The sequence below is a fragment of the Streptomyces sp. NBC_01408 genome (assembly GCF_026340255.1).
Classification (GTDB): Bacteria; Actinomycetota; Actinomycetes; order Streptomycetales; family Streptomycetaceae; genus Streptomyces.
In genome coordinates, this window is the sequence record NZ_JAPEPJ010000001.1 from 4,382,168 (window position 1) to 4,407,307 (window position 25,140).

The window sequence follows — 25,140 nt, forward strand, 5'->3', positions numbered from 1 at the left end:
CCACGGCACCCCGAGCCGGCCCGGCGCCGGTCTCGGGGTGCCGAGGCACGTCAGGCTCCCGCCACCAGGGTGTCGTTGACGAGGCTGAGGAACTCCCGCGGGGTCTTGCACTGGTCCGCGTCCGCGGGCAGCGGCCGGCCGTGCCGGTTCTCCAGCTCGCCGACGATGCCGAGGAGCCCGAGGGAGTCCAGGCCCCACTCCTCGAAGGCCGAGTCGGGCCGGCTCGCCATGTCGACGGGGTCGACGTTGACACCGGCCCCCTTCTTCATCAGGGCGGCCAGTTCCTCGATGGTCAGTTGAACGGTCATGGGGGAGTTCTCCTTCTCACGGTGGGACGGGCTGACGGCGGGCCGGGCGGGTCAGACTTCCGCACCGGCCCGCCGGTCGGTGATCCGGCGCATGGTGGAACGCGCGAGGAACCGCGAGATCCCCAGGTCGGTGGTGAGGAGCCCGTCCTCGGCCCCGCTGCTGCCGTAGCCGTCACCGTCGTCGAGCAGCCGGGCGAGCACGGCCGCCTTGCGGTCGCCCTCGACACCGGCCGCCAGGGCGGGCCGGGCGTCGAGCGGGCCGCGCACGTCCAGGAGCCGTACGACGACGTCGTCGCGCTGGAAGACGGTGCTGCCCTCGACGGGGCTCGTCAGATCGTCCACGGCCGCCTCGTCCTGGCCGGCCAGCAGCCGGGCCAGCGCCATGCCGCACCCGGCCTTGGCGGAGTAGAACAGCGCGTGACGCCCCACGGCCTCGGACTCGTACCCGGCCGCGGCGACGTGGTGCACGGCGGGCAGGGCCGCGCGGGTGAAGAACACCCGGGCGGACGCCGGGTCGTCGAGGTCCCGGGACTGCTCCAGGTACGGATTGAGGGCCTCTTCGAGGGCCCTGACCTCGGGCTGCCGGGCCACGTGCCGCAGCGCCGCGAGGAGGTCGCCCTCCACCTCGATCGCCCGTACGACGCGGTTGCCGTGCATGAACAGCGAGGTACGGCGCAGCCAGGTGCTCTCGTCGACCTGGGCCTGCGGGGAGGCGTACCCGGCCATCAGCTTGGCGACGACGGCCTCGCTGCCCGGCTTGACGGTGAAGGTGAGGGCGTGACGGACCAGGCCGTCCCCCCGCCGGGGAGCCGTCTGGAGGCGGCCCTTGACGGGCAACGGCAGATCGACGACCGCCTTGCCGCTCTCCTGGAGGACGCTGAAGCGCAGCGAGCGGGTGTCCCGTACGCAGCCGTGCAGCGGCTCGACCGACCGGACGTGCTCCTCGCTGTTCAGCCAGGCCAGGAACGGCGGTGCGCTCTCCCATTCGCTGGTGATGAGCCATTGGGAGGGATTCTCGATCGACTGGCACAGCTCGTCGCTGATGTGTCCGGGGACGGACGACACCTGCTTGCGCAGGTCCTCGTACACCTGCAGGAACTGGTTCTGGGCGCCGTCGTACAGGTCAAGCAGAAGCACGACCCGAAGCCTGGAGCCGTCGAAGGCGGACTGCGATATCCGTTCCGACAAAGTTGTCATCGTTCTCACTCCTTCGAGACCGCGCGCCCGCCACATCCCGTGGCACGTCGTCAGTCGTCGGTGGAATCCGCGTGGGTGATCCGCCTGCGGATGCGGTCGGTCAGCCCCCGAGTCACGGGTGGCGCTACCCGGGTTCGATCGTTGTCCGGTACTGCGATCGGCGCGAGAGGGGAGAACCAAGCGGGTGAATGGGCGGGGGAAACGTCCCACTAAAGGGCATGAAAGAGCCATGACGGAAAACGTTGACCATCGTGTGCCGGTCCTCATCGTGGGTGGCTCGCTGGTGGGCCTGTGCACCTCCCTGTTTCTGGGCCGCCACGGCATCAGGCACATGCTGGTCGAGAAGCACGCAGGTACCTCGATGCATCCCCGCGGACGCGGAATCAACGTACGGACCATGGAGGTGTTCCGGGTCGCCGGCGTAGAGGAGCAGATCCGCGAGGCGGCCTCGGTGCTGTCGGACAACCACGGCATCCTGCAGGGCGGCTCGCTCACCGGCGACGACCAGGAGTGGCTGTTCCAGGAGATCGACCCCGGGGGCGCGATCGCGCGCTTCAGCCCATCGACGTGGTGCCTGTGCAGCCAGAACGACATCGAACCTGTCCTGATGTCCGTGACCCCCTCGCTCGGCGCCGACCTGCGGTTCTCCACCGAGCTCCTCACCTTCGACCCCGACGAGAACGGCGTCACGGCGACCGTGAAGAACCGCGACACCGGCGAGCACGCCACCGTGCGCGCGGACTACCTCGTCGCCGCCGACGGACCGCGCAGCCCGGTCCGGGAACAACTGCGCATCGGCCAGAGCGGCTCCGGCGACCTCTTCCACAACGTGAGCATCACCTTCCGGTCCCACGGGCTCACCCGGATCGTGGGCGACCGGCGCTTCATCGTCTGCTACCTGACCAAACCCGACGCGGACGGCGCCCTGCTGCCGGTCGACAACCACGAGCAGTGGGTGTTCCACATGCCGTGGCATCCCGACCACGGCGAGACGATGGAGGACTTCACCGACGAGCGCTGCGTCGACCACATCCGCCGGGCGATCGGCGCACCCGACCTGGACGTCGTCATCACCGGCAAGGCGCCGTGGCACGCCGCGGAGCGGGTCGCGCAGCAGTACGCGTCCGGCCGGGTCTTCCTCGCCGGGGACTCCGCCCACGAGATGTCCCCCACCGGCGCCTTCGGCTCGAACACCGGCATCCAGGACGCGCACAACCTCGCCTGGAAGCTGGCGGCCGTGCTGGAGGGCTGGGCGGGTCCGAGCCTGCTCGAAACGTACGAGGCCGAACGGCAGCCGGTGGCACGGGCCACCAGCGAGCGGGCCTCCGCCCGCTCGGCGGAGCACAGCCATCCGGGGTACGCACCCGCCCCCGCGGCCGCCGGCGCGCGGCAGGGCGGTGTCCTCACCGTCGCCATGGGCTACCGCTACAACCAGGGCGCCGTCGTGGGCACCGATCCGGACCAGCCGGTCGTGCCCGAGCGGATGCAGCTGTCCGGAGATCCCGGCACCCGCGCCCCGCACATGTGGATCGGCCGGGACGGGGAGCGCAAGTCCACCCTCGACCTCTACGAGCGCTCCTTCGTCCTGCTCAGCTCCGAGGGCACGCCCTGGCGCGCGGCGGGCCTGGACCTCGCGGAGCGGCTGGGCATGCGCCTGGACGCGTACGCGATCGGCATCGGACCCGAGGCCGACCTGATCCCCGAGAACGGGGCCGACTGGGCGGAGGTCCACGGCACCCACCCGGAGGGCGCGGTCCTCGTCCGCCCGGACGGCTTCGTCGCGTGGCGGTGGACGCAGGAGGTGGACGACCCGGAGGCGGTCCTGCACGAGGTGATCAGCACGCTGCTGGGCCGTTCCTGACCGGACCGTTCCGGACCGGACCGTTCCTGACCGGACCGGAGTGCCGGCCGGGTCACCCGCCCCCGGCCAGCCGGTGGAGCCGCAGGGCGAGCTGGAGTTCGAGGGCCCGGTCCGGGGCGTTCCAGTCCCGGCCCAGCAGGCGCCCGACCCGCTCCAGGCGCTGGACCACGGTGTTCACGTGGACGTGCAGGACCTCCCTGGTCCGGGTCAGGCTGGCGCCCTGGACGAAGTACGCCTCCAGGGTCGCGGTCAGGTCCGTTCCGCGGGCGGTGTCGTAGTCCAGTACGGGGCCCAGGGTCCGGGTCACGTACCCGGCGACATCGGCCTGGTCGCCGAGGAGCACCCCGACGAAGCCGAGGTCGGCGAGGGCGCCGCCCTGGCCGGCCCGGCCCAGGGCCCGCAGCGCGGACAGCGCGCGGCGGGCCTCGGCGTGCGCGGCCGGCAGGGCGGCCGGCCCGGTGGCGGGACCGGCCGCGCCAACGGTGACCTCGGCGCCGGCCGCCCGGCCCAGTTCCGCGGCCAGAGCCTGGGCGCGGGAGCCCGGGTCCCGGGCGGGCAGGACGAGGACCACGTGCTCGTGGTGCAGTCCGGCCAGGCCCTCGTGGGCGCGGGCGGCGCGGGCCGCCGCCGTGAGCAGCCGGTGCCGGGGGACCTCTGCGCCGTGGACGACGAACACCGCCTGCGGGCGCCCCAGATCGACACCCGTCCGGCGGGCCCGGGCGGCGAGCCCGCCGGGGTCCCCGGTGGGGGACAGCAGGTCGCCCAGCAGCTCCCCGCGTACCCGGTCCTCGGTCTGGGCGACCGAGCGGCGCAGCAGCAGGAGCAGGGCCGCGACCACGCTCGCCCGCTCGAACAGCAGCCGGTCGGCGTCCCCCAGGTCCGGGCGGCCCGTCAGCGCGATGCTCCCGAGCAGTTCGGGCCCGGCCAGTACGGCGCACACCCAGGTCCCGTCGACGGGGACGGCCCGGCCGCCGGCCCGCGAGGCCGCCACCGCCGGGGACACCGGAGGGAGCGGCTCCGTCCCGGTGCGGGCCAGCTCGGCCCCCTCCGCGTCGTGGATCAGGATCCCGCCGTCCAGGATGTCGGCGATCTGCGCGGCCACGCCGGTGGCGTCGCCGCCCCGCAGCACCAGATCGGTGAGCTGGTCGTGGACCTGCTCGGCGCGCCGCATGGCCTCGCTCTGCGCGCGGATGGTCTCGGTGGCGGAGCCCAGGTCGACGAGCGCGGCCCGGGTCTCCTCCAGCAGCCGGGCGCCGTCGATGGCGATGGCGGCGTGGTCGGCCAGGGAGGACAGCAGCGCCACCTCGTCCGGGGTGAACGTGCGCGGGGTGCGGTCGGCGGCGTAGAGCACCCCGATGACCTGGGCGCCCACCCGCAGCGGCACGCCCAGGATGGCCCGTAGCCCTTCCTCGAGGACGGCGCCGTCGATCGGGGCGGTGTGGTGGAAACGGGTGTCGGCCTGGTAGTCCCCGGTGGCGTACGGGCGGGCGGTCTGGGCGACGAGGCCGCCCAGACCCTCGCCCATGCCGAGCCGGACCCGCTGGAAGGCCGCGGCCACCGAACCGTCGGTGACCCGCATGTACGTGTCGCCCGCGGCCTCGTCGTTGAGGGACAGGTAGGTGACGTCGGTCCCCAGCAGGAGTTTGGCCCGGTGCACGATGGCCCTCAGCACCGCGTCCGGATCGCGCAGGGCGGCCAGGTCGCCGGCCGTGTCGAAGAGGGCACTGAGCTGCGCCTCGCGCCTGCGGTGCTGGCCGAGCGTACGGCGGATGCGCAGGGCCACCTCGGTGGCCTCGGCCAGTGCGGCGAGCTCCTCGGGGCCCGCTCCGGCCTCCGCGGCCTCGGCGGCGGGGCGGCCGAACTCCTCCGCCGAGGCGCCGTCGGCCAGCAGGTCGAGCAACTGCCGCACACCGGTGCGGGCTTCGTGGTGGGAGGAGCCGGAGCCTGTCACGGTGCGGAGCATACGGGGAGGACCTCCGGGGCCGGCGCGGCCGGGGAGTCCTCGGCGAGATCGCGCCCCCGGGTCTCCTTCGCCACGAGCACGGTCAGAGCGGTGACGAGCGCCGCGAGGCAGAGGTAGAGCGAGACGGGGACGGACGAGTCGTAGTCCTTGAGGAGTTCGACCGCGATGATCGGGGCGAGCGCGCCGCCGATGATGGAGGCGAGCTGGGACCCCATGGAAGCGCCGGAGTACCGGACCTTGGTGTCGAACATCTCCGAGATGAAGGCCGCCTGCGGACCGTACATCGCGCCGTGCAGCAGCAGTCCGACGGTGACCGCGAGCGCGATGACCGGGAAGGACCTGCTGTCCAGCAGGGCGAAGAAAGCGAAGGCCCAGCCGGCCATGCCCACCGCGCCGATCAGGGTGACCGGCCGGCGCCCGATCCGGTCGGAGAGCGCGCCCCACAGCGGGATGGTGAGGAAGTGGACGGCCGAGCCGATCAGTACGGCGTTCAGCGCGTCGCTCTTCGGCAGGCCCAGGTGGGCGGTGACGTAGACGAGCAGGAAGGCGGTGAGGATGTAGTACGAGACGTTCTCGCCGAGCCGGGTGCCGATCGCGGTCAGCACCTGGCGCCGGCCGGTGCGCAGCACCTGGACGACCGGGGCCTTCTCCCGGACGCCGGCGGCGGCCTCCGCCTCCGCCTTGCGCTGGGCCTCCAGGAAGACCGGGGACTCCGAGACGGAGATGCGGATCCACAGGCCGATCACGACGAGCACCCCGGACAGCAGGAACGGGATGCGCCAGCCCCAGGCGAGGAAGGCCTCGTCGGACTGGACCGCCGCGAGGAGGGCCAGCACACCGGTGGCGAGCAGATTGCCGCCGGGCGCGCCCGCCTGCGGCCACGAGGCCCAGAAGCCGCGGTGCTTGTCCCCGCCGTGCTCGGAGACCAGCAGGACCGCCCCGCCCCACTCCCCGCCGAGGGCGAAGCCCTGGATCAGCCGCAGGAGCGTGAGCAGGATCGGGGCGCCGACCCCGATGCTGGCGTGCGTGGGCAGCAGACCCATCGCGAAGGTGGCCCCGCCCATCATCAGCAGGCTCAGCACCAGCAGCTTCTTGCGGCCCGTCCGGTCGCCGAAGTGCCCGAAGACGATCCCGCCCAGCGGCCGGGCGACGAAGCCGACCGCGTAGGTCAGGAACGCGAGCATGGTGCCGACCAGCGGGTCGCTCGACGGGAAGAACAGGGTGTTGAACACCAGGGCGGCGGCGGAGCCGTAGAGGAAGAAGTCGTACCACTCGATGGTGGTCCCGATGAGACTGGCGGCGACGATCCGTCTGATGCCGGACGGAGCCTTCGGGTCGACTGCGGTGGAGGCCATGTGCACCACTTCCAGGGTGTCTGCGGGGACGGCGGGCGTGGCCACAACGTAGAAGTCCGCAGTTCACCGGCATATGTGGCCCGCCATCACAATCAGGCCCCGACTGATGTGCCCGCGCACCACATGACCCGAACACCTGCCCCGCAATCCCTCCGGAACGGGGTTGTGAAGCCCTGTCGGAATTGCAGAGTTGCGCCTGTTCTGAGGTCCGATTCGCGCTCGGGGTCGGCTGGCGCGTCGTCGTGTGCAACCCGAGTATTTCGGGGGCGACGCTCAGCCACCCCACCGGACCCGCTGGTGCGGGCCCGGTGGGGTGGGGATGAGCTGGGTGCTTCAGCCGGCCTGGGCGAACTCGTTCGCGAGGCGGGGGATGTAGTCGGCGAGGGCGGGGGCCCAGCAGCCGTAGGTGTGGTCGCCCTTGCAGGTGGGCGACAGGGCGGAGCCGTTGCCGTAGTTGACGAAGCGGTTCGGGATGCCCAGTTGGTTCAGGCGGTTCGCGACGTTGGTGGAGGCGACCGCCGTCTTGCCGTCGATCAGACCCTGGTTGCCGGTGTAGAGGGTGACCCCGGTGTTGGCGAGCTTGCCCAGGTTGGCGAGCGAGGCGGGGTTGACCTCGTTCCAGATCCGGTCGTTGAAGATCGCGTACGGCGAGCCGAAGATCGCGTCGCTGTCCACCACCGGCCCGTAGCCGGTGCAGTTGCCGGTACCCGAGGTGGTGGAGGCGCACCACGCGCCGGTCAGGTTGAGCTCCGTGGCCAGCACCGCGGCACGGACTTCCCACAGGCCGAAGTCGATGCCCCCGGACAGGGAGGCGACGCGCCCGAACAGGTCGGGGCGGGCCTGGGCGTAGTGCAGGGCCCCGAAGCCGCCCATGGACAGGCCGACGACCGCGCGGTGGCCGCGGTCGGGCAGGGTCCGCAGGTTGGCGTCGATGAAGGGGACCACCTGCAGGAGGTGGAAGGTCTCCCAGTTGGCGGCGCCCTCGGCGGTGTTCTGCATGCGCCAGTTCGCGTACCAGCCCTTCAGGCCGCCGTCCGGTACGACGGTGATCATCCGGTCGTCCCGCAGGGCCGGGGCCGCGGCGGCGTCGTTCACGTTGCCGCCACCGCCGTGCAGGAAGTACGTCACCGGCCAGCGCTTGCCCGGCTCGGCGTAGTAGCCGCTCGGCAGGAAGACGCGTACCTTGTGCCGGCCGGAGAGCTGCGGCGTGGTGACGGTGAGGGTGAAGTCGGTCTCGGAGCGCACCTCGGTGGCTCCGGCGACCTGGGTCAGACCCTGCCCGTCGGTGAAGGCCGGGATCGTGGGGGCGTCGGCGACGCCGGCGGCGTGGGCCGCGGAGCCGGTGAGAGCGGTCGCCGCGACCGCCGCCACGGCGGCGGCGGTCAGCGCGGTGGCCCGTATCGCGGCGCGGAAGCCGGCCGCGCCGGTGAGCAGGGATCGCACGGTGGTTCTCTCTTCTGTGAGGCTGGTCTTGTGGCGGGTCAGGGGCAGGGTCAGGACGGCGTCTCGCACAGGGCGCTGGTCAGGGTCTTGTACATCTGCGCGCCCGGGACGTTCGTGGCGAGATGCGCGTTGGTCATGACGGAGGCGTGCCGCCCGTCCTCGGTCACGAGCGTCTGCGAGTAGTAGCCGGGGACGGCTCCATCGTGCCCCCAGGCCGTGCCGCCGCAGGGCAGGGCGATCTTCAGCATCCCGAGGCCGTAGCCGTTCCCCGAGCCGGGCTGCCCGAGCTCGAAGGTCTTCTCCATCTCGGCGAGGTTCGCGGGCGACAGCGCCGTGCCGTCGACGATGGCCTGGTAGAAGGCGGTCATGTCCCGGAGCGTGGAGATGACGGCGCCGGAGGCGTAGAAGGTGGACGGTTCGAACGCCGTCCCGTCCAACCAGAAGAAGAACGAGCCGATCCGGGTACCCCGGTAGCCATGGATCGCCGGGCTCGGCACGGCGCGGTCCGTGGGGGCGGGGAAGCGGGTGTGGGCCAGGCCGAGCGGCTGGATCACCTGCTGGGTGACGGCCTGGTGCAGGGGCAGGCCGGTGATCTTCTCGATCAGCATGCCGAGGATCTCGTAGTTGGTGTTCGAGTAGTGGAAGGCGGCGCCCGGCTGGGAGGCCGGAGGGAAGCGCAGTCCGTCCTTCACCAGGGCCGCGAGGGTGTACGAGCCGTCCGGGCGGGCCTGCGCGAGCGGGAGGCCGTTCACCGGTATGCCGCTGGTGTGCTGGAGGAGGTGCCGGACGGTGATCCGGTTCCCGTCGTGGCCGTTCACGGAGACCACACCGGGCAGGTGCTGCTCGATGGGGTCGTCGAGGCCGATCCCGTTCGCCTCCGTGAGCTTCAGTACGGCGACGGCGGTGAAGGTCTTCGACTGGCTCCCGACGCGGTAGTACTCGTCCGGGCCGATCGGATCGTTGGTGTTGATGGTGGCCGTGCCGGTGGAGAGGTTCCACGAGGCGTCGCGGGTCCCCGCGTACACGCCCGCCCCGGGACCGCCGCCGGCCTTGAGCTCGTTCAGGGCCGCGAGCGTGGCGGAGTGGTCCACGGTCGCCTGGGCCGGGGTCTGCGCCTGGGCCTGTGCCGCCGTGGGCACCGCCAGGAGAGCACCGGCCACACCGAGGACGAGCGAGAACCGTAACGCGGTCAGCTTCAACTTCATCGAACCTGCTCCTCGTGGAGGGAATCGCCTGCCGGAAGTGCCGGAAGTGCCGGAAGGGGAAGGGCTTCGACGTGCGTCGCCATCGGGCTCAGGACCAGCTCTGGTACGGAAGGCTGTTGCACGCCCAGGTACGGAAGCCCTGGGAGCTGTCGTCGATGCAGCGCGAGGTGTGCTGGTTCTGGAAGCGGACGGTGCCGTCGTCCCAGACCTTGATCCACCAGCTCTGCTCCGGGCTGGAGTTGCAGACCGCGGTGCGGAAGCCGCTGTTGGTGTCCTCGATGCAGCGGCCGGTGTTGATGTTCATCAACTGACGCGTCCCGTCACCCCAGACGTGCACGCTCCACTGCTGCGGATTCGAGCCGTTGCAGCTCCAGGTGCGGAAGCCGTTGCTGGTGTCGTCCATGCACCGGCTCGTGGCCTGGTTCTGGAAGGACTGGACGGCGTCGTACGTCCTCGCCTGGCCGGCAGGGCCGGAGGTGGCGGCCAGGGCGCCGGTCGCCGGGGTGAGGGAGGCGAGGGCAAGGGCCCCGCCGAGCAGAAGCGTTGTCGTGACGCGCATGTGATCCGTCGTCTCCTTCGTGTCCGTGGGACTGGCTGGGCCACAAACTAGGAGTCGAGGGAGGGGGCAGGGCACCCGGAACTATCCGGAGTGACAGCGGGGCCGGAGCTCCAGGCGATGCCCCGGCCCCGCCGCCCACCACTGTCAGTTGATCGCGGGGCCGGGGCCGTTGAGCCACGCCCACTGGGCCCAGTCGGAGAAGCCGGTCTGCCAGGTGTGGTAGACGCCCGCATGGCTGGTCCCGAAGACCTCGATGCGGCCGTCGGCGTTGGTGGCGGCGGTGATGTCTGTGCCGCCGGTGCCGATGGTGACCCAGTCACTGAAGGGGGCATTGATCCCGGTCTGCCAGGCGTGGACGGCGATCTCATTGCTGATCGCGAAGACCTCCACCCGGCCGTCGGCGGTGCGCTCGCTGGTGAGGTTCGAGTTGGCCGGGCCGCCGGTTCTTACCCAGCCTGACCAGGAGGCTGGGCTTTCCTGGTATCGGTGGAAAATGGCCTCCGGTCCGGAGGCGAATACCTCAAGACGCCCGTCGGCATTGTGGTCCACCGTCAGATCGTGGCCGCCGCCTCCGAAATGTTCCCATGCGGACCAGCCACCGTTGGGGGCGAGCTGGTACTGGTGCTCGAAAACCTTGCCGTTGAGAGCGAATACCTCAAGGCGCCCCTCGGGGGACTTCCCCATTTCCAGACGGGCGTCGACGGGACCACCACCGGTGAATTCCCAGCCCGACCAGCCGGCGTTCGGCGCGGTCTGGTATCGGTGGTACACGCCCTTCGGGCCGGAAGCGAAGACCTCGATACGGCCGTCGGCATTCGTTCCGGCGGCGATATACCGACCACCGGTGCCGAATCCCTGCCAGCCGGACCAGTCCCTGGATGGACCGGTCTGATAGATGTGCTGGGCCATGTCGCCGTTGATCGCCAGCAGCTCCAGCCGACCGTCGGCGTTGGGCACGATCGTCATCTGCGCGTTTCGCGGACCGCCGAGCGGCCGCCAGGCCGACCAGCCGCCGTTCACCTCGGTCTGCCAGGCGTGGTACACCCCGTCAGCTCCGGCCGCGAAGGTCTCCAGCCGGCCGTCGGCCGACCGTGCCGACACCACACGGCCCGTCTCAGCCGGGCTGACGGCGTGGTGAGAAGGAGCCTCGGCAACCCTCTTGTAGCGGTACGGACTGGCGGTGAACAGGCCCCCACTCGTGGTGTAGTTGATCGGCCGCTCATATCTGACGGACCCTGCCCCGCCCATCTCCTCCATGGTGAAGAAGCGCGTGTGCTCGTGGTTGGCCCAGCCGGCGAACAGCACGACATGTCCCGCGTCGCCGCCGGTTCCCGGCCCGAGAGTGCCGACGGCGTCACCGGGCTTCAGATCCTCCCAGGCGATCAGGTCCAGGAACTCGGGCAGGGTGACCGTACTGGGGGACGAGGACAAGTGCAGTGCCATGGAGACGAAGCCCGAGCAGTCGGTGCGGTAGTGCCTGCCTTCCAGGTCCGGGTGGGAGTCGTCCTGGTTGTAGTAGACGTTCAGATCCACCCAGTGCTGGGCACGGAGAAGGATCTCGTCGCGGGTGATCGGGCCGCCCACGTCCGACTGGATGGGCTGGGCGGAGCGGAGACCGATGCCGTTTCCGGCGGCACTGGCCCCGGATCCCGTCGCGAGGACGTTTGCGCCTGCGAGGGATATCGCAGCCGAAAGTCCACCGGCGGCTCTGAGAAGCGCTCTGCGGGAGGGATGGTGTGCGCTCACAACGGGCTCCTGGTCGGTAGCGGTACGAGGCACTTACGGAAAAGGGGACCCGCCGCGGTCGCGCTGGGTCACAGTTGTGATCGCGCTGAAAGCTACCGAGAGGGACACGGCCCGGGGATCCGGAGAATTACGGATGGTCACCCGCGGCCCCTCCCGCTAAGGCTCGCGACGCTTTGCCCAAGTCTGTTCTTCCCGTGTGGGCGCCCTCGGTGATCAGGCCTTCAAGCAGGGCGGGAAGACACCGGTGTCCCGCCAGACGCGGAAGCGTTCGTAGACGGCGGCCCAGGGGCCGAACTCGGCAGGCATCTCCCGCCACTGTGCACTGGAGCGGACCGCCAGATCACCCCCTCGAACTGCTCCCGCAACCGCTCCGGGTGCGGGCCGTACCTACCGACCGGCAGCTACGGCTCGATGAACTTCCACTGAGCATGGGTGAGTTGCCTTCACGGCATCAGACAGGCCCTAGAGGACGCGAGCCGGTTCTGTCAGTCCGTAAGGTTCCGGATACTCCTCCCGGGCGGGGATCGCTAGCCTCCCAACCGCCGGTGCCGCTGGGACGGCAGCCGGATCCCCAGCCAGCTCGCCCACAGGAGGTCACCTTGACCACGCAGAACCCCACCCGCAGGAGCATCCTCAAGTCCGCCGGCGGGCTCACCGCCGCGGTGGCCCTGGGAGCCGGCGGCGTTCTCGCGTCGGCGTCGGCGGCCTCGGCGGTCGGCGACGGCTTCGGCCTGCACATCACGGAACGCGGCGAGCAGGATCACCGGATGTGGTACTACCGGTTCCAGACCTCCGCCATCGGCGGCTGGACCCCGGCCGTCAACGTGCTGCTCCCCGACGGCTACCACACCAGCGGGCGCCGCTACCCCGTTCTCTACCTGCTCCACGGTGGCCTGGAGGACTTCATCACCTTCGACGCGCACCACGACATCCGGGGTCTGACGGCCTGGAAGGACCTCATCGTCGTGATGCCCGACGGCGGGCGCGCCGGCTGGTACTCCAACGCGGTGAGCTCCAATGTCGGCGCCCGGAACTGGGAGCACTTCCACATCGAGCAGCTGATCCCGTGGATCGACGCGAACTTCCGCACCTACGCCGAGTACGAGGGCCGTGCCGTCTCCGGGTTCTCCATGGGCGGCTTCGGCGCCCTGAAGTACGCGGCCAAGTACTACGGCCACTTCGCCTCGGTCAGCGCCCACTCCGGCCCGGCCAACCTGCGCGGAGGCAATGGTGACGTGGTGACCCACTGGGCCAACGCCTCCTCCGCCGCGGTGGAACTGGGCGGCGGCAGCATCTATGGCGTGCCCTTCTGGGACCAGGCCCGGGTCAGCGCGGACAACCCGTGCGAGCGCGTCGAGAGCTACCGGCACAAGCGGGTCTTCCTGGTCGCCGGCACCAGCCCCCAGGACATCCAGGGTTACGCCAACGAGACCGTGGTGCTCGCCACCCAGCGGGAGTTCAAGTGGCACCTCGACCGCGCGGGCATCCCCTACGAGCAGCATGAGGTGGACGGCGGCCACTGGGTCCGCCGGAATCTGCTGCAGGACGACATCAACGGCGTCATCGACCGCCTGCGCAAGGCGTGACGGGGGGACCTCGCGTGATGTCCGTCCTTTCCCGAGGCATGTCCGGGCTGCTGCCTGGGCGGGTGCTCGGGCTTCTTCTCGCGCTGACCGTGATCCTCGCACCGGGGCTCGCCGTCGCCTCACCGGCCGGGGCGCATGCCGCCTCCTCCCCGGTCCCGGCCCGGGCCGCCGGGTTCGCCGCCGCCTGCCCGGCCGCCGGCTACATCTCCCAGTACTACAGCTGGGAGCACAACGGCATCGACATCGCCAAGGACTACGGCGCCCCGATCTACGCGGTCGGCGACGGCGAGGTGACCATCTCGGGATACGAACCCGGCTACGGGCAGTGGATCCGCATTCTGCACCCCGACGGCACCATCACCGAGTACGGCCACATGTACCAGCGGGATGTCCAGGAGGGCGACCGTGTGAGCGCCGGGCAGCAGATCGCGCTGATGGGCAGCGAGGGCCAGTCCAGCGGGCCTCATCTCCACCTTCGGGTCTGGGGGAACGCCGGCGCGTCTGTGCGTGTCGACCCGATTCCCTACCTGACGGAACGTGGCATCGACATGCCCTGCATACCCGGCAGTCAGCCTGGTCCGGCGCCGTTGGTGTATCCGGCGGAGTCGGGTCGTGTGGTGTCGGCGCGGTCGGTGGATGGGCGTCTTGAGGTGTTCGCGGCCGGGGCTGATGGTGTGCATCATGCGTGGCAGGAGAGCGCCAACGGTGCTTGGTCGGCGTGGGAGTTCATTGCGGGGCCCAGGGGTGCGGAGCTGGCGATCGGGCCGAATGCCGACGGCCGGCTTGAGGTGTTCGCGATCAATGGCCAGATCCTCCAGCACCGCTACCAGAACCAGCCTTCCGGTGGTTGGTCGGGTTGGGAGGACTTCGGCGAGGGTGGCCGTGACATCGCTGTGGGTTCCAATGGCGATGGCCGGCTTGAGGTGTTCGCCTCCGGTCCGGAGAACGTGTTCCACCGGTTCCAGGCGGCCCCCAACGGTGGCTGGTCGGGCTGGGAAGGGACGGGCGGTGGCCCGGGGAAGAGCCGTATCGAGCTGGCGAAGGCGCAGGACGGCCGGCTTGAGGTGTTCGCCCTCAATGGTGAGGTCTTCCGGCACCTCTATCAGACGTCCGTGAACGGTGGTTGGTCCTCCTGGGAGGACTTCGGTATCGGTGGTCATGATCTGACGGTCGATCACAACTTGGACGGCCGGCTTGAAGTGTTCGCCTCCGGGCCCGTCGGCGTCTTCCACCGGTACCAGAGCAGCCCTACCAGTTGGTCGGGCTGGCAGGAGACCGGTGGCCTCGCGAACTCGCAGTTGACGAGTCAGCGCACGGTGGACGGGCGGGTCGAGGTGTTCGCTCTCAACGGCAGTGATGCCCAGCACATGTGGCAGACCGGGGTGAACACCCCTTACGGCCAGTGGGAGTCCTTCGGTGCCGGTGGCACGGAGATCACCGCCGTGGCCAATGCCGACGGCCGGATCGAGGTCTTCGGGACCAATCCCACCGGGGTCTACCACCGCTGGCAGACCGGCTTCTCCACCTGGTCCCAGTGGGGCTGGCTCAAGGACACCGCCGGACCGGCAATCGACTGAGGAGAAGGCAGATGAGAGCCACGCAGCGCGCTCGAAGAGCGCCCCACCGCGTCATTCTGTCCGCGTTCGTCTCCCTGTGTGTGGCGGCGGGAATCACGGTCGGCGTCACACAGCCCGCCTCCGCCGCCGCGAGCGATCTGTGTGCGGAGGTCGGGTACAACGCGGGCTTCCGGGGCGAGAGCCTGGTAACCGCCGTCGCCGTCGCCCTGGCGGAGTCCAGCTGCAATCCGCAGGCGTACAACGTCACGAACAACAAGCCCCCGTCCACCGACCGTGGTCTGTGGCAGATCAACGACTACTGGCACGCCGAAGTCAGCGACGCCTGTGCCTACGACGCGCAGTGCAATGCGAACGAGACCTTCCGGATATCCTCCCGGGGCACGGACTGGAGCCCTTGGTCCACCTACAACCAGAGCCACCATCAGCGGCACATGGACACGGCGCGCGCCGCCGTGGACCGTCTTGGCCACCCCGGGCCTGGTCCCGCGCCGCTGGTGTATCCCGCGGAGTCGGGTCGTGTGGTGTCGGCGCGGTCGGTGGACGGGCGTCTTGAGGTGTTCGCGGCCGGGGCGGACGGGGTGCACCATGCCTGGCAGGAGGACATCAACGGCGCTTGGTCGGCATGGGAGTTCATCGCGGGGCCCAGGGGTGCGGAGTTGGCGATCGGGCCGAATGCTGATGGTCGGCTTGAGGTGTTCGCGATCAACGGTCAGATTCTTCAGCACCGTTATCAGAACCAGCCTTCCGGTGGTTGGTCGGGTTGGGAGGACTTCGGCGAGGGTGGCCGTGACATCGCTGTGGGTTCCAATGGCGATGGCCGGCTTGAGGTGTTCGCCTCCGGTCCGGAGAACGTGTTCCACCGGTTCCAGGCGGCTCCCAACGGTGGCTGGTCGGGCTGGGAGGGGACTGGCGACGGTCCGGGGGAGAGCCGTATCGAGCTGGCGAAGGCGGCGGATGGCCGGCTTGAGGTGTTCGCCCTCAATGGTGAGGTCTTCCGGCACCTCTATCAGACGTCCGTGAACGGTGGTTGGTCCTCCTGGGAGGACTTTGGTATCGGTGGTCATGATCTGACGGTCGATCACAACCTGGACGGTCGGCTTGAGGTGTTTGCTTCCGGGCCGGTCGGGGTCTTCCACCGGTATCAGACCGGTCCCACGAGTTGGTCGGGCTGGGAGGAGACCGGTGGGCTGGCGAACTCGCAGTTGACGAGTCAGCGCACGGTGGACGGGCGGGTCGAGGTGTTCGCTCTCAACGGCAGTGATGCCCAGCACATGTGGCAGACCGGGGTGAACACCCCTTACGGCCCGTGGGAGTCCTTCGGTGCCGGTGGCACGGAGATCACGGCCGTGGCCAACGCCGACGGCCGGATCGAAGTCTTCGGGACCAATCCCACCGGGGTCTACCACCGCTGGCAGACCGGCTTCTCCACCTGGTCCCAGTGGGGCTGGCTCAAGGACACCGCCGGACCGGCGATCAACTGACAGTAAACGTTCCTCTGGAGCCTTCTCGTGCATCCGTTCAGCAGGCGCCACCTGCTGCGCGCGGCCGGAGCGGGAGCCCTCGCGCTCCCGCTCACGGGCCGTGCCGCAGCAGCGGCCTCCGTCCCAGGCCCGGCGTCCCAGTGGGTGGGCGCCGGTTCCTTCACCCACGTCTACGACCCCTCCACGCCAGGCCGGCGCCGCTACCTCAACGACCACACCCTGATCCGGGCGAACGGCCGGTGGCACCTGTTCAGCATCGTCGGGAACAGCGCGGCGCCCGGCGAGGCACCGGACAGTGCCGCGGAGGTCTCCTTCGCGCACGCCTCCGCGCCCGCCCTGTACGGCCCCTGGACCACCCACGCCGACGCGCTGACCGTCGACCCGGGTTACCACGGCGAGGAGCACCTGTGGGCCCCGCATGTCATCGAGGCCGGCGGCAGGTTCTGGATGTTCTACGCGGGCGGCGGCGCGAGCGGCGCCGCGATCAGCCTCGCCACGTCGGACGATCTGTTCAGCTGGACGCGCGAGCCGTCCGGCCCGCTGTTCCGCGGGATCGCGGCCCGCGACCCGATGGTGCTGCGGGTCGGCGGCGAGTGGGTCATGTACTACACGGAACTCTCGAGCCCGGGCGGCCGGCACGTCGTGGCCCACAGGCGCTCCGCCGACCTGGTGCACTGGAGCGAGCCGGGCGTCGCGTTCACCGACGCGACCACGTACGCGACCGTCTCGGTCACCGAGTCGCCGTACGTCGTCGAACGGGACGGCTGGTACTACCTGTTCATCGGTCCGAGGGGCGGCTACGAGGGTACGGACGTGCTGGCGTCCCGGGATCCCTTCCACTTCGACCTCGCCGGGTACGCGGGCCACGTGGCCGGTCACGCCGTGGAGGTGATCGCCGACGGGGAGGCCTGGTACGCCAGCGCCGCGGGCTGGTTCCGCCACGGGCTGCACGTGGCGCCCCTCCGGTGGCGGGACACACCACCGCCGTGGCAGAGCGCGGACAACCCGGTGGCCGGACTCGACGCCGCCGGCCACCTCACGGTGTTCGCGCTCGACGCCTCCGACCACTCGATGCTCCGGCGCGTCCAGCTCGACCCGGACACCGACGCCTGGTCGCAGTGGGAGGAGTTCGGCGGGCCGGCCGGTGCGGTGCCCACGCTCGGCCGCAACGCCGACGGCGCGCTCGAGGTGTTCTCGCTCGCCCCGGAGGGAGCCAACCTGCACCACCGGGCCCAGCGGCCGGACGGCGGCTGGTACGACTGGGAGGAGTTCGGCGGCCCGGCCGGCGCCGCCCCCGCCGTCGCCCGCGACGCCGACGGCAGACTGGAGGCGTTCGCCCTGAGCCCCGGCGGTGCGTCCGTCGCCCGGCGGCGGCAAGCGGCACCGGGATCCCGGGCCTGGGACCCGTGGGAGGCGGGCTTCGGCGGCGCCGCCGGCGCGCCACCGGTGGTCGCGGCCAACGCCGACGGACGGCTCGAGGTCTTCGCCCTCGCTCCCGGCGGCTCCGGGATCTTCCACCGGTGGCAGGAGACCCCGGGCGGTGCCTGGACCCCCGCGTGGCAGCGCTTCGGCACCGCGTCCGGCGCCGCGCCGCGCGTGGCCGGGGACGGCAGCGGCCGGCTCACCGTCGCCGCCATCGGACCGTCGGGCGTGGGAACCTTCGGCCGGCGGCAGTCCGTGCCGAACGGAGGCTGGGACGAGTGGCTGCCGATGTTCGGCTGGAGCGCCGCCGCCCCGGCGTTCGCCGCCAACGCCGACGGCCGCCTCGAGGCGTTCTCGCTGACGCCCGGTGGCGCCCGGCTCGGCCACCGCTGGCAGACCGCCCCCGGTGGAAGCTGGGCTTCCGGCGGGGAGTTCGGGGAGCCCGGGATCAGGCTCGCCGCCACGCCCGCCGTCGCGTCCGATCCCACCGGGCGCACGCACGTCTTCGCCGTCACCACCGAAGGCAGGATGCGCACCCGCGTCCAGGATCGGCCGAGCGGCGGGTGGCGGCCGTGGACGGCCTTCGGCGACCGGCCGGTCGCACCCGTCGTATCGGGCCGTCCCGCACTCTGAACCCGGAGTGCGGATCGCGCCACGTGAAAGGGGCGAAAGGGCGGTTCCGCGGGGCCGTGACCCTCCCGGGCACGGTGACCTTCCCCACCCCGGCAGGTCCCGTACGCGACGTCCGCGACCGGGGGGCGCAAGGGCCGATCCCGCACGGCCGCCCGCGGTGGCGGTATGCCGCGCTCGCTCGCCGCGGCACGACAACTTCCCCCGAACCGCTCGCCAGAGAGCCGAAAACGACCCCAAACCGCCATCGCCGCACGAGCGCCGGAGTGACCGGGGACACAGGGGGAGCCGCCCGCGAGGAGAGGGCCGGCGAGCCTCCCGGCAAGGGGCTCGGAGAGCCTCCCGGGGCAGCCGGTGCGGGCTGTCCGACCCGACGGGCCGTCCCGGCCGAAGTGGCTGAAGTGCGCCGATGAACTCCCTTGAGAGATGAGTATTCTTCCACTCGTCGGTCCGGCACGACGCGTGGAACGGGGGGAGCGGTGAGCGGGGTAGTCGTTCATCTGCCGCAGGGGTGCAGTGGCGCCGACGGCGGCGAACCGTACGGCGATGCGGTGACGTTACGGCTCGGACCGGGCGAAGTCGCCCGCTTCGGACGCGGATCCGCGGAGATCCCCGTGGAGCTCCGCCTCGCCGACGCGGCGATCTCCCGGCTCGCCGGGGAGATCCGCGTGACCGACGACCACTGGCAGTTGACGAACCACAGCACCACCCACAGCTACCTCGTGGAGAACCCGGAGGGAGCCGGGGAGTACCTGAGGGTCCCGCCCCGCCGGGTCGGGGCACCCGTCCCGTTCGAGTTCTCGCGCGTCGTGCTGCCCACCCGCAGCGACGTCCCCGTCTCCTTCCAGGTGTTCGCTCCCGATCACGTCTACCTGGACCCGGAGGCCATGGGCGCCCCCTGGGGCCGCCTCACGGTCACCGCCTACTCGCTGGACGAGACGGCCACCTACTTCCTGGTACTCCTCGCGCTCTGCGAACCGCGCCTGCGTGACCAGTCCCGCGTCGCGGTCCCCACCACGCCCCAGATCGTCGAACGGCTCAGGGGCCACGTCGCCTGCGCCACCCTGACCGCGCGAGCGGTCAGCTCGCACATCGACTACCTCGCCGAGGAGAAGCTGCGCATCGGCGCCTCGGACCCGCGCGAACCCGGCAAGGGTGACCGCCGCAACGGCAAGCGGGAGGAGATCGTCGGGCTCGCCCTGCGGTTCGGGCTCGTGCGCGAGGAGCACCTGACGCTGCTGCCACCCCTGACGGGGGCCGGCGGGCGAGAGCGGCAGACCGAGCGATGACGACGCCCCACACCCTGCGCGACATCGCGGAATGTGACGGTACGGACCTGCTCCCGCCCGGCCACCGGGTGCGAGGCTGGACGATCACCGACCTGATCGGGGCCGGAGGCTGGTCCACGGTCTACGCCGCACGGCCTGCCGACCGGTACCCGGACCGGACCGGCCGGGCCCCCGCGCACCCGTCCGCGGCACCCGCCGACATCGCTCTCAAAATCATGCCGACCGCCGGGTACGCCCCGCGCCAGACGCGCAGGATCGTGGAGTCCGCCCGCCGGGAGGTCGAACTGGGACGCAGGGCCGGGCACGCGCGGCTGATCCGCCTCCTTGACTCCTTCGTCCTCGAGGCACCGGACCGCCCCGCCCTGGACGGCGCGATCGTGCTGGTCATGGAGCGGGCCGCGGGCAGCCTGCGGGAACTCCTCGACGCCGGGGTGGCCGAGGCCGACCGCGCCCGGCTGATCGCGGGGATCTGCGAGGGACTCGCCCACCTCCACCGGTCGGGTTGGGTCCACGCCGACCTCAAGCCGGAGAACGTCCTGCTGGACGGCAGCCGTTCCGTGAAGCTCTCGGACTTCGGGCTCGCCACCCAGATGACGGGAACGTATGGGTACGCGCCCCCCATGGGCACCTTGGACTACCTTCCGCCCGAGCGCTGGCGGGCACCCCTCGGGGAGCTGGGCGTGAAGGTCCGGCCGAGTGCCGACATCTGGGCCCTGGGCATCATCATCCACGAGGTGTTCGGCTCCGGCGCCTCCCCGTTCTCCGGCGCCACGCCCATGGCGCGCGGCGCCGCCGTCCAGGAGTACGGCGAAGGGCGCGCGCCGCTGCGCATGGACCAGGCCGTGCCGCCGTTCTGGCGCGAGCTCGCCGCCGACTGCCTCGCCCCGACCCACGCGGCGCGTGCCCCGCACACCGCCGAGAGCCTGCTCGCCCGCATCACCGCCGAACAGGGGGCGCGCGGGAGGGGAGCGGGACGGCTGTGGGGCCGGGCCCGCGCCGCGATCCTCGCCACCGCGTTCTGCGGGATCGCCGGTACGACCCTGTGGTCGGACGCGGCACGGGCGAGCTCCTCCGCACTGGACGGCCTGGAGGGCGCGGCGGCCGGCACGATCCGGGTGTTCAATGCGGAGAAAGGCTGCCAGGAGCGGGCCGACCGGGACCCGCAGTGCAGTCTGGGCCTGGCGATCGACCCGATGCGCCAGTACACCGCGGACAACGTCGTACCGTCCCGGGTGTGGCACGGCGACGTCCTCGCGGTCGACTGTCAGTTGCCCGACGGCCGGGCCATCATCGACGAGGCGGACCTGCAGTCCACCCGCTGGTTCCACGTCCGCCTCCCGCCCGGCTCCACACCCCCCACAGCATGGCTCCCCGCCGTCCGCACGAGGGACCGCCCGGCGCTGCAGGGGTGCCCGCACCCCGCGACCGGGCGCTGACGCTCCCGGCCGGTACCGTCACGCAAGCCTGGGCGACGCCGGGGGCGCGATGCGTATCCGGCCTTCGGCGGGCGCGTTCTCTATGTCGTCGAGCTGCGCGACGATCGTGCGGCGCAGGTCCTCGTAGTCCTCGAAGCGGTAGTCGTTGAACAAGGTGTAGCCCGTCCACATCAGGTTGGCGCACACCCGGGCCGGCACCCGGCCGGTCCGGGCGCCCATGCCGACCAAGGCCACCGACTGGATGCTGCCGGGCGCCTCCTTGTTCCGCCGGTGGACCGCCTGGAACGCGGCGGCGCACGCCAGGGCCACATTGAGGGTCTCGCTCACGTTCTGCGAGGACGTCTCCATCGTGGGCGTCGATATCAGGAACTTCGGGTCGGCCGCCCCGGACGCAACGCACACCGCGCTCCCCACCGGGAGGCTCCCCGCGAACTGGTCGCGGATCGCCCGCTGTACGCGCAGCTGGATGCCCGCTCCGAGGTGCCGCTTGATCACCGCGTCGACCCCGCCGTCCATCCGGCCCCGGGAGTTGGTCGGGGTGACCCAGGCGTCGACCCGCTCGTCGAGGATCGAGCCCTTGCGGATCTCGATCCCGGGGGTGTCGGAGAAGGCGGCCCGCCACGCTTCCACCACGTCGTTGCTGATGTCGGTCAGCACCACCCTGAGGGGCGTCTGCACGGGGTTCACGGTCATGGTCCACTCCGATCGAGAAGGGGTCTTTCCACTGCTCACGACGCTACGGCAGCCCACTGACAACGCGGCTGCCCGCGTGGGCCGGTGACCTGTCGTCAGGGGGTGCGGACCGCCGGATGTCAGAGCCGTCGCGTAGAAAACAAGCACCTCGCTGCTCGCAGCCCCACCACCACGGTTCGACCTTTCGGAGTGCCCTCACCATGCGCGATTCCCACGTCCCCGCCGGACCCGGCACCACTGACCCGCTCGCCCTCGCCGAACTGTTCAAGGGCGGTGGTGAACCGTGGCTTCCGGTGCTGAAGCCCGTCATCGAGGCGCAGCCGGACGCGGCCTCGTTCATCGGCCCGGGCCGCAGCCCGGAGGTCGTCCCGGTCCGCGAACTGACCTTCCAGGCGCTCAAGCCCCACCCGCCGCACAAGTGGAAGGTCGTCGTCTTCGGCCAGAACCCGTACCCGCGGCCGGAGAGCGCCACGGGGATAGCCATGTTCGACAACACCTTCCACGACTGGAAGGACAGCCAGTTCGGCAGGGTCGTCAGCATCCGCTGCATCATCAAGGCGGCGGCGATGTGGAAGTACGGCATCCCCAAGAAGACTCCGATCGCCGACGTCCGGGCGCTCCTGAAGGAGCAGGAGACCGTCCAGCCGCCGGAGTGGTTCCAGGCGATGCTCACGCAGGGCGTACTCCTGCTGAACGCGGCACTCACCGCCAGCAGCGACGGGGCGACGGGAACCGACCGGCACACGGCGTTCTGGCGTCCGGTCGCCGAGGGGATCGTCGAAGAGATACTCCGGGCCAAGCAGAACGCCGACGAGGAGGACCGTGGTGTCGTCTTCGCCTGGTGGGGGGCTCACGCGCGCAGTCTGAAGAAGGTCGTCCTGCGGCTCCAGAAGAAGTACCCGGAGGTCGAGGTCCGGCACATCGACCATCCCAATCCCGCGGCGCAGGGCGATGTCTTCTGCGAAGGCGACCATTTCGCGACGGTGAACGCGGCCCTCGCCTCGCTGGGCGCCGACGAGATCGACTGGCTGCCGAGCGAAGGGTGGAACAAGCACGCGGCGGAGGCCGACGGGCCGAACGGCGACGGCGACGGTGACGTCGCCGAGCGCATGGGCGCGTTCATCGCGTCCACCATGGAGCTGCACCAGCTGTACCTCGACCGGCTCGCCGGCGTCAAGGACGAGGGCCTCGTCCTCCCCGCGATCACCGGTGTGTTCGACACCCCGCTCATGTCCTTCCAGGACGCCGTCGGCCCGGTCGCCCAGCTGCTGTCGAACCTCGACCGGCACGTCAGGCTGTCGCACGAGTTCGGCAAGAGGCGGGCGGACGAAGCGCCCGGCGGCCTGCCCGCCGATGCGATCGCCGCGCTCTACCTCTACACCTGCGAGTCCGCGTTCTACCGGGAGATCAACGCCGTCCTGCGCTCGCCGGACCGGGCCGCGGTGGTTCCGTACCTCCCGTATCTGCGGCTGCTGTTCTCGGCGGTGTCGCAGCTTCCCGCCCGCACGGAGCCGTTGTGGCGCGGGGTGGCGCTGGACCTGCGCGCGCAGTACCCGCTCGGCCGGACCGTGACCTGGTGGGGTGTGTCCTCGTGCACGTCCGAGCCCGGAGTGGCACGGGCATTCCTCGGCAGCCGCGGCAAGCGGACGCTCTTCGAGGTGGTCCCCGCCCGGGCGGTGGGCATCCGCAGCTTCTCCGCGTTCACGGGCGAGGAGGAGTTCATCCTCGCGCCGGGCACGCAGCTCAAGGTGACCGGGGTGACGGCCGGGCGCGGGGGCCTGTGCACCGTGAAGCTGACCGAACTAGAGGGGCAGACCTCGGTCTCCTGAACGATCGCCGGTACGACCGCAGGGGGGAGGGGCGGCGGTGGGGCCCCTCCCCGGCCCCGCGGCGGGTGCCGGCGGTGCTATCGGCTGCGGGGGGACTCCGTAATGCGGCCCTTCTCGGCCTTGAGCTTGCGCCATACGGTTCCCAGCGCCTCCAGGTCCCGCTCGTCGAGGAGGTCGGTGAAGACCGGCGCCAGGGCCTCGCGCCGGGTGGCGTCGGCCTCGGCGAACACCGTACGTCCCGCCTCGGTGAGGGAGACCTCCACCGACCGGGCGTCACGCGCCGAGGGTGTGCGGGTCACCAGGCCCCTGGTCTGGAGGGCGTCCACGACCCGGGATACCTGGCTGCGGCTGAGCAGCGTGCTGTTGCCGAGAACGGAAGCGGGCACGGGCTCGGGGCTGGAAGCCAGCCACAGCATGACCTCGAACCAGGACACGGGGAGGTCGTGGGCCTTCACGAGGGCCCGGTCGACGCGGTCGGTCAGCACCGTGCCGGCCCAGACCAGCCCGTAGAACGCGTAGTCGGCCGCCGGCATCTCGGCTTCGGTGAGCTTTTTCGGCATGTCCGCAGTCTAGATGTTGCGTGTACGCGCACATAATTTTATAGTGTGTGTGCACGCACATAAAAATCCCCCGTGAAAGGCACCCGCCATGTCGACCCTCCCCACCACCCCCGACACCTCCCCCCGCACCGTCCTGATCACCGGCACCTCCTCCGGCATCGGCCTGGCGGCCGCCATCGCCGCCGCCCGGGCCGGATGGCGCACGGTCGCCACCCTGCGCGACACCGGCCGGGCCGACGCCCTGCGCAAGGCCGCCGCCGAGGCGGGCGTGGAACTCGACATCAGGCAGCTCGACGTCGTCGACGAGGACTCCGTCGCCGCCGCCGTGAACGGCGTGATCGCCGACTACGGCCGTCTGGACGCGGTCGTGAACAACGCCGGCGCCGGGCACGTCGGCACCCTCGAGCTCGAATCCGTCGCCGACGTCCGCGAGGTCATGGAGGTCAACTTCTTCGGCGTGCTGAACGTCTCGAAGGCCGCACTGCCGCACCTGCGGGCCACCGGAGGCCGCCTGATCACGGTCACCAGCGTCGGCGGCGTCATCGGCCAGCCCTTCAACGAGGCGTACTGCGCCGCGAAGTTCGCCGTGGAGGGGTACATGGAGAGCCTGGCCCCCGTCGCGGGCGCCGTGGGCGTGAGCGTATCCGTCATCGAGCCGGGCGCCGTGGCCACGGAGTTCGTCAACAACATCGGACTCGACATCGAAGCCAGGATCGCCGCGGCCGGCCCGTACGCCGACGCGCTGCGCCAGTACGTCGAGCGCACGGTCGGCCAGTTCCTGGACGGCGCCCAGACCCCGGCCGGCGCGGCCGAGGCCGTCATGGAGGCGCTGACCGCCGACCGTCCCGCGTTCCGCATCCAGACCTCGCCGTGGGCCCGCGGGTTCACCGGGACCAAGCTGGCCGACCAGGACGGCTCGGCGGTCCTCGGCATGACCGGAGCCTGGGTCTCCTGACCGGCCACGCCCACCCCGGCGGCCGACCTGTGCTCCGCGCGGAAC

19 protein-coding genes and 1 pseudogene are annotated in these 25,140 nt (G+C 71.1%); 9 read left to right on the plus strand and 11 right to left on the minus strand.

Annotation, left to right across the window (positions count from 1 at the left end):
• Positions 1-50: 50 nt before the first annotated feature.
• Both OG447_RS19995 and OG447_RS20000 read right to left on the minus strand, forming a co-directional pair.
• Positions 51-308: an acyl carrier protein gene (locus OG447_RS19995; protein ID WP_266938177.1), complete on the minus strand. Its 258-nt coding sequence runs from the start codon at positions 306-308 to the stop codon at positions 51-53.
• Between the two features lie 51 nt (positions 309-359).
• Entirely contained in the window at positions 360-1,505 is a 1,146-nt protein-coding gene (locus OG447_RS20000; protein WP_266938178.1) for a SchA/CurD-like domain-containing protein, read from the minus strand.
• A 229-nt stretch (positions 1,506-1,734) separates the two neighbouring features.
• Between OG447_RS20000 and OG447_RS20005 the strand changes: the two genes are divergently transcribed.
• Positions 1,735-3,366: an FAD-dependent monooxygenase gene (locus tag OG447_RS20005; RefSeq protein ID WP_266938179.1), complete on the plus strand. Its 1,632-nt coding sequence runs from the start codon at positions 1,735-1,737 to the stop codon at positions 3,364-3,366.
• Between the two features lie 52 nt (positions 3,367-3,418).
• On the opposite strand, the gene OG447_RS20010 is transcribed toward OG447_RS20005, so the two are convergent.
• The 7 genes and pseudogenes from OG447_RS20010 to OG447_RS20040 all read right to left on the minus strand — a co-directional run.
• Positions 3,419-5,329, minus strand: coding sequence for a GAF domain-containing protein (locus tag OG447_RS20010; protein WP_266938181.1), 1,911 nt, complete (start codon positions 5,327-5,329; stop codon positions 3,419-3,421).
• A complete protein-coding gene (locus OG447_RS20015; RefSeq protein WP_266938182.1) occupies positions 5,314-6,684 on the minus strand; it encodes an MFS transporter in 1,371 nt (456 codons plus the stop codon). Before OG447_RS20015 ends, OG447_RS20010 begins: the two co-directional genes overlap by 16 nt.
• 333 nt (positions 6,685-7,017) lie before the next feature.
• On the minus strand, positions 7,018-8,196 hold the full coding sequence (locus OG447_RS20020) for an alpha/beta hydrolase family protein (RefSeq protein WP_266938183.1): 1,179 nt from the start codon (positions 8,194-8,196) through the stop codon (positions 7,018-7,020).
• Positions 8,178-9,332, minus strand: a complete 1,155-nt coding sequence (locus OG447_RS20025) for a serine hydrolase (protein WP_266938184.1) — start codon at positions 9,330-9,332, stop codon at positions 8,178-8,180. Before OG447_RS20025 ends, OG447_RS20020 begins: the two co-directional genes overlap by 19 nt.
• 88 nt (positions 9,333-9,420) lie before the next feature.
• Positions 9,421-9,891, minus strand: a complete 471-nt coding sequence (locus OG447_RS20030; RefSeq protein ID WP_266938185.1) for an RICIN domain-containing protein — start codon at positions 9,889-9,891, stop codon at positions 9,421-9,423.
• Positions 9,892-10,035: 144 nt separating this feature from the next.
• Positions 10,036-11,475, minus strand: coding sequence for a hypothetical protein (locus OG447_RS20035; protein WP_266938186.1), 1,440 nt, complete (start codon positions 11,473-11,475; stop codon positions 10,036-10,038).
• Positions 11,476-11,815: 340 nt separating this feature from the next.
• Positions 11,816-12,050, minus strand: a pseudogene (locus OG447_RS20040) (transposase); the annotation flags it as partial.
• Between the two features lie 186 nt (positions 12,051-12,236).
• On the opposite strand from OG447_RS20040, the gene OG447_RS20045 reads away from it, so the two are divergent.
• The 6 genes from OG447_RS20045 (at position 12,237) to OG447_RS20070 (ending at position 21,058) form a co-directional block, all read left to right on the plus strand.
• Positions 12,237-13,223 carry an alpha/beta hydrolase-fold protein gene (locus tag OG447_RS20045; protein ID WP_323181795.1) on the plus strand — a complete coding sequence of 329 codons (987 nt, stop codon included), beginning with the start codon at positions 12,237-12,239 and terminating at the stop codon, positions 13,221-13,223.
• Positions 13,224-13,261: 38 nt separating this feature from the next.
• Positions 13,262-14,800, plus strand: a complete 1,539-nt coding sequence (locus OG447_RS20050) for a peptidoglycan DD-metalloendopeptidase family protein (protein ID WP_266938188.1) — start codon at positions 13,262-13,264, stop codon at positions 14,798-14,800.
• An 11-nt stretch (positions 14,801-14,811) separates the two neighbouring features.
• Positions 14,812-16,281 carry a transglycosylase SLT domain-containing protein gene (locus OG447_RS20055; protein WP_266938189.1) on the plus strand — a complete coding sequence of 490 codons (1,470 nt, stop codon included), beginning with the start codon at positions 14,812-14,814 and terminating at the stop codon, positions 16,279-16,281.
• Positions 16,282-16,308: 27 nt separating this feature from the next.
• Entirely contained in the window at positions 16,309-18,336 is a 2,028-nt protein-coding gene (locus OG447_RS20060; protein ID WP_266938191.1) for a family 43 glycosylhydrolase, read from the plus strand.
• A gap of 476 nt (positions 18,337-18,812) precedes the next feature.
• On the plus strand, positions 18,813-19,622 hold the full coding sequence (locus OG447_RS20065) for a serine/threonine protein kinase (protein ID WP_266938192.1): 810 nt from the start codon (positions 18,813-18,815) through the stop codon (positions 19,620-19,622).
• Positions 19,619-21,058, plus strand: coding sequence for a serine/threonine-protein kinase (locus OG447_RS20070; RefSeq protein WP_266938193.1), 1,440 nt, complete (start codon positions 19,619-19,621; stop codon positions 21,056-21,058). The genes OG447_RS20065 and OG447_RS20070 overlap by 4 nt, the downstream gene beginning before the upstream one ends.
• An 18-nt stretch (positions 21,059-21,076) precedes the next feature.
• Here OG447_RS20070 and OG447_RS20075 read toward each other — a convergent pair whose 3' ends face one another.
• Entirely contained in the window at positions 21,077-21,751 is a 675-nt protein-coding gene (locus OG447_RS20075) for a macro domain-containing protein (protein WP_266938194.1), read from the minus strand.
• A 200-nt stretch (positions 21,752-21,951) separates the two neighbouring features.
• On the opposite strand from OG447_RS20075, the gene OG447_RS20080 reads away from it, so the two are divergent.
• Positions 21,952-23,580, plus strand: coding sequence for an ADP-ribosyltransferase domain-containing protein (locus tag OG447_RS20080; protein ID WP_266938195.1), 1,629 nt, complete (start codon positions 21,952-21,954; stop codon positions 23,578-23,580).
• A 77-nt stretch (positions 23,581-23,657) separates the two neighbouring features.
• Here OG447_RS20080 and OG447_RS20085 read toward each other — a convergent pair whose 3' ends face one another.
• A complete protein-coding gene (locus OG447_RS20085; RefSeq protein WP_266938196.1) occupies positions 23,658-24,140 on the minus strand; it encodes a MarR family winged helix-turn-helix transcriptional regulator in 483 nt (160 codons plus the stop codon).
• 88 nt (positions 24,141-24,228) lie between these two features.
• On the opposite strand from OG447_RS20085, the gene OG447_RS20090 reads away from it, so the two are divergent.
• On the plus strand, positions 24,229-25,095 hold the full coding sequence (locus tag OG447_RS20090; RefSeq protein WP_266938197.1) for an SDR family oxidoreductase: 867 nt from the start codon (positions 24,229-24,231) through the stop codon (positions 25,093-25,095).
• The last annotated feature ends 45 nt before the right edge of the window (positions 25,096-25,140 follow it).